Origin of the sequence: Holdemania filiformis DSM 12042 (assembly GCF_000157995.1) — a bacterium.
Lineage (GTDB): Bacteria > Bacillota_I > Bacilli_A > Erysipelotrichales > Erysipelotrichaceae > Holdemania > Holdemania filiformis.
The window spans coordinates 110567-114986 of the sequence record NZ_GG657556.1 but is presented as its reverse complement, the minus strand read 5'-3'; the positions used below and the strand labels follow the sequence as shown (position 1 = coordinate 114986).

The 4420-nt window shown below is 55.9% G+C and carries 5 protein-coding genes; 2 read left to right on the top strand and 3 right to left on the bottom strand.

The features are described 5' to 3' along the window. Window positions 1–53 precede the first annotated feature (53 nt). The 3 genes from HOLDEFILI_RS06390 to HOLDEFILI_RS06380 form a co-directional block, all read right to left on the bottom strand. The gene (locus HOLDEFILI_RS06390; protein WP_006058713.1) at window positions 54–695 is read right to left on the bottom strand and encodes a lactate utilization protein; all 642 of its coding nucleotides are present in this window, start codon (window positions 693–695) and stop codon (window positions 54–56) included. 63 nt (window positions 696–758) lie between these two features. Then, window positions 759–1055, bottom strand: coding sequence for a hypothetical protein (locus tag HOLDEFILI_RS06385; protein WP_006058712.1), 297 nt, complete (start codon window positions 1053–1055; stop codon window positions 759–761). Window positions 1056–1149: 94 nt separating this feature from the next. Further along, window positions 1150–2283, bottom strand: a complete 1134-nt coding sequence (locus tag HOLDEFILI_RS06380) for a M20/M25/M40 family metallo-hydrolase (protein WP_006058711.1) — start codon at window positions 2281–2283, stop codon at window positions 1150–1152. A gap of 89 nt (window positions 2284–2372) precedes the next feature. Here HOLDEFILI_RS06380 and HOLDEFILI_RS06375 point away from each other — a divergent pair, with 89 nt between their 5' ends. Further along, window positions 2373–3866 carry a bifunctional ADP-dependent NAD(P)H-hydrate dehydratase/NAD(P)H-hydrate epimerase gene (locus HOLDEFILI_RS06375; protein WP_039864201.1) on the top strand — a complete coding sequence of 498 codons (1494 nt, stop codon included), beginning with the start codon at window positions 2373–2375 and terminating at the stop codon, window positions 3864–3866. After that, window positions 3857–4327 carry a GNAT family N-acetyltransferase gene (locus tag HOLDEFILI_RS06370; protein ID WP_006058709.1) on the top strand — a complete coding sequence of 157 codons (471 nt, stop codon included), beginning with the start codon at window positions 3857–3859 and terminating at the stop codon, window positions 4325–4327. Before HOLDEFILI_RS06375 ends, HOLDEFILI_RS06370 begins: the two co-directional genes overlap by 10 nt. Window positions 4328–4420 lie beyond the last annotated feature (93 nt).

Sequence of the window (4420 nt, the reverse complement as noted above, 5' to 3'; positions counted from 1 at the left end):
CATGTCTTTTTTTATGCTTACTTTTTAATCGTGTCCCATTCGTTTTAAGTGGATCAGAACCCGATTTCATCAGCGATCATAATGATCGTGAAACGCCCCGGCGTCTTCCGGCCATGGTTGATGATGCCGACCGAATTGCAGACTGACTGCTGGATCTGGCAATCCATGCACTTTCCCGTTTCGACGCACGGCGCTTTGTGATGCACGCGCATCGCGTTGAGCGGCGCGATCTGACGCAGCCGCTTCATCGCGTCGTCCAGCGTATCGACAACCTTGTTCACCCCGGCGACCACGATGACCTTGCGCGGTCCATAGCTGATCGCTGCGACACGGTTGCCGGACGAATCGATGTTGACCAGCTGGCCCTGCCGCGTGATCGCGTTGCTGCTGGTCAGAAAGACATCCGCCAACAGAGCCTGACGGTAGATTTCCTCAACCTCGGAAAACGGCAGACCCTCCTGGTAACGGTCAAAAAAGTGATAATCGCCGTTGCGCAGGATATTGATCATATCCATCGCTTTGAGCGTTTCCGATCCGCCGACGCCGACGCTGGCGCCCTTGGGGATCAGCTCGAGCACTTTGTCGCGGGCTTCCTCCACATTTTCGGCATAATAGGTGATATACCCCTTTTCCGCTAACAGATCGACCATTTCATGAGCGACGGCCACTGCTCTGCGCTTACGATACTTATCCATACGACTCTCCTCTTTTCTATTTTCTTGACAAAAAAGACCGCGGCGAAAGCGCGGCCCTTTTCATTACTGATTGACTTCTGAATACTTCCGGCGTTCCGGACTCAAGTTGTCGCAATAATAACGCACAGTCAGCGCGCCGCCAATCTTGGTTTTGACTTTCGGCAATTCCATAAACCGGTCGCCTTCCAGCATGATTTCCATCATCGCTTTGCAGCAGGCCGTCAGATTGTTCACTTTCGGCTCCACTTCCGTCATCAGCTCTTTGGCGTTGATATCAATATACAGCCACTGGATGTTATGGGCATCCCATTTTTTCTGATTGATAATGTCGATATAATCTTGTACTGTTTTCTTTTCCATTAGAAAGGTACCCCCTAATCGATTTTATTATAGCATTGAACATCAATTAAATAAAGTCGAATCACGGAATCAAGCCGTTTTTTCAGAATTCAAATCAAAGAAAATAATCCAGAACAAATTCCATCATGACGCCCAGCCCCGGAAGCAGCGACGCCTTTTCGATTTTTTCTTCGCGGGTATGCGCACCCTCGCCCAGATAGCCGCCGAAGCATAACGAGTTAATGCCCAGTGAAAACGGAATGTTGCAGTCAGTCGATCCGGAGTGCCCCTCCGGCCGCACGCCGATCCGCCGTTCGATCAAATCCTCGACCTTTTTCTCAATCGTCCGCTGTTTCTCCTGGTCGATTTCGCCCATGCACGGCCGTTCGCCTAAAATCTCGACATTGACCTCCACGCCCATCTTCCGGTAAGCGTCGATCAGGCTGTCGAACATGCCGCGCAGCTGATCCAGGTGCTCGCGCACATCGGAGCGGAATTCAAACAACATCGAAGCCTGCTGGGCGATCGTGTTGACGGAAGTGCCGCCTTCAATCGTGCCGACATTATAGGTGGTCTTGCCGCCCTCCGGCACTTTGACAGAGTACAGCGCATCGATCAGGGAAGCCAGCACGCGGATCGCGTTGCGGTTGCCGAACGCGCCGTAGGAATGGCCGCCCTCCGTTTTCACCTCGACGCGGTAGCGGACGGAACCGACCGCCTTGTTGACGTAGCCTTTATAGGAGCCGTCAAACGAGTAAACCTCGCTCAGCTTATCCCCGTAATCCTGCATCAGCCGGCGGCAGCCTTTAAGGTTACCCAGACCTTCCTCACCGGCGTTCAGCACGATCAAAACACCTTGCTTCGGCGGACACTTCTGCTCGAGCAGATACCGGGTGATGACCATCAAAAGCGCGACATTCGCTGTGTCATCCCCGACCCCCGGCGCTTTCAGCCAGCCGTCTTCCTCCACCAGCTCAAAGCCGGTTTCATCCGGGAATACCGTGTCCAGGTGCGCCATAAACGCGACGGCCTTGCCGGCCTGAACGTCGCCCAGCGTAACGATGACATTGCTTGCCTCGTCGATTTTCACATCTTCCGCGCCGACATCGCGAAACCACTTCGCGCAGAACTCAGCGCGGGCCTGTTCATGATTACTGAAGGCCGGGATCGCCACCAGTGTGCGGATCAGTTCCACAACCTCATCCTGATGATCGCTGACATACTGTTCCAAAGCTTCATTCCAAATCAAAGAAATACCCCCTTTTTTCAGGTTTCATTATACCATTCTTTTCGGCGTCGGAACAATTTATGTTAGAATAGTGCCAGGAGGTGATCCCTGTGATCCTCGAGAAGAATCAAATTGCCGCGGCGGAAGCGGCCAGCGGCAAAACTGAAACACAGCTGATGGAGCTGGCGGGTAAACGCTGCGCCGACACACTGTTGCACGAATATCCGGAAAACGACTCGTTTCTGATCCTGTGCGGAAGCGGCAACAACGGCGGCGACGGGTTTGTGATCGCCCGGCATTGCTTAGCGGCCAACCGGCAGGTGGCGATCATTCTGATGCTGGACGACATCCGTACTCCGGCGGCGATCGAAGCCCGGCAGAAGCTGCCGGATTCCTGCCTGATCTATGGTTATCAGGAATTAAGCGAAACCCAGTTTCAGACGATGGCGCAGCGCTACGACGTGATCGTCGACTGCGTGTTCGGATTTAATTTTCATGCCCCGCTGCCGGATTTTTTGCGCAGCGCTTTCCGCTGGATCAACCAGCAGCGGCTGTCCGTTGTCAGCATCGACCTGAACAGCGGTCTGGAAGCGGATCACAGTCTGGGGGATCCCGACGCCCTGCACAGCGAGCTGACGCTGGCGTTGGGGGCGTTGAAGCCGGTTCACTTATTCAGCCGGGAACATCAGAAGCTTGACCGGCTGATTCCGATTGGGCTGGGGTTCGCGGAGCCGGAGGCATCGCGCTGGATCCAGATGGACGCGCTGCAGGTCACGCGCCTGCTGCCGCGGCTGCACGACAACGATTATAAAAGCACGACAGGCCGGTTAACCGTGATCGCCGGCAGTCCCTGGATGGCCGGCGCAGCCCAGTTCAATCTGGAAGCGGCCCAGGCGATGGGCTGCGGCATGCTTCACGCGCTTGTCGATCCCGCCGTTTATCCGATCCTGCAGACCGCCTGTCCGCACGTCGTCTATCATCCCAACACGCTTTCGGAAGCGGATCTGACCACGCTGCTTAATCAATCCGACGCTGTGGCAATCGGCAGCGGCTGCGATCATCTGACAAACCTGGAAACGTTATTGGAAAGAGTGCTGCACTGCAGTTCCGTGCCGGTAATTCTGGACGCCGCCGCGCTGCGCTGCCTGGCTCGTCATCCAGAGTGGCTCAACACCCCTCACGGCGATTGGATTCTCACACCGCATGTTGGGGAGTTCAGCGCGCTGTGCGGACGCAGCGTCGAGGAAATCCAGGCGGACCGGATCCGCTGCGCCGAGGAATACGCGCTCGCTCATCAGGTGACGCTGGTCTTAAAAGGCGCGGACACGCTGATCGTTTCGCCGGAAGGTCTGCGCTGCGTCAACAAGACCGGCAACCCAAGCCTGGCCAAAGCCGGCAGCGGCGATCTGCTGACCGGCATGATCGCCGCCCTCGCTGCACGCGGCTTGACACCGATGGAAGCGGCCTGCTGCGGCGTCTGGCTGCATGGCAAAGCTGCGGATAAAGCGATTGAAAAGACCTCGCTGTACGGCGTTCATCACAAGGAAATTCTGGCTGGTCTGGACGCTTTCTTATTCGATCATCAGAAGGAGTTATGGCGGTAATGGAAATCCGCCCGGTCACCCGCGCTGATTTACCGGCGATCCGCGACTTGTTTCTCCGCAGCGTCCAGGAAGTCGCCATCCGGGATTACACCCCCAGCCAATGCGCCGCCTGGACGGCGGGCGCTGATAAACCCGGCTGGGCCGAGCGGTTTTTAGCCACCTGGACGATCGGCGCGTTCTGTGAAGATCAGCTGGCAGGCTTTGCGAATCTGGAAAGTCCGACTCAGCTGGATTGTTTCTACGTCCACCCCGACTTTCAGCGGCAGGGCGTCGGTACCGCTTTGTTGAATGCCATTGTAGCTCAGGCCCGCAGCCAGGGCGCGGTCTTCCTGCAAAGTGATATTTCGCTGACCGCCGAACCGTTTTTCCGCCGGCAGGGTTGGAAAGCTGTGCGCCGCAATCAGGTCTGCCGGGGCGATCAAGTATTGATCAACACGACGATGCGAAAAACGTGGGGTTAACCCCAGACGGACCGTCCTTGTTTTATCCCTGTCGATTTCGCTGAATATTACCTTTAATTTAACCTAAACAAAGAGGCTGTGACAGATAAGGGG

Excerpts from the sequence above, each read along its gene's own strand:
- HOLDEFILI_RS06390 (WP_006058713.1), bottom strand. The coding sequence starts at position 695 with ATGGATAAGTATCGTAAGCGCAGAGCAGTGGCCGTCGCTCATGAAATG.
- HOLDEFILI_RS06385 (WP_006058712.1), bottom strand. The coding sequence starts at position 1,055 with ATGGAAAAGAAAACAGTACAAGATTATATCGACATTATCAATCAGAAA.
- HOLDEFILI_RS06370 (WP_006058709.1), top strand. The coding sequence starts at position 3,857 with ATGGCGGTAATGGAAATCCGCCCGGTCACCCGCGCTGATTTACCGGCG.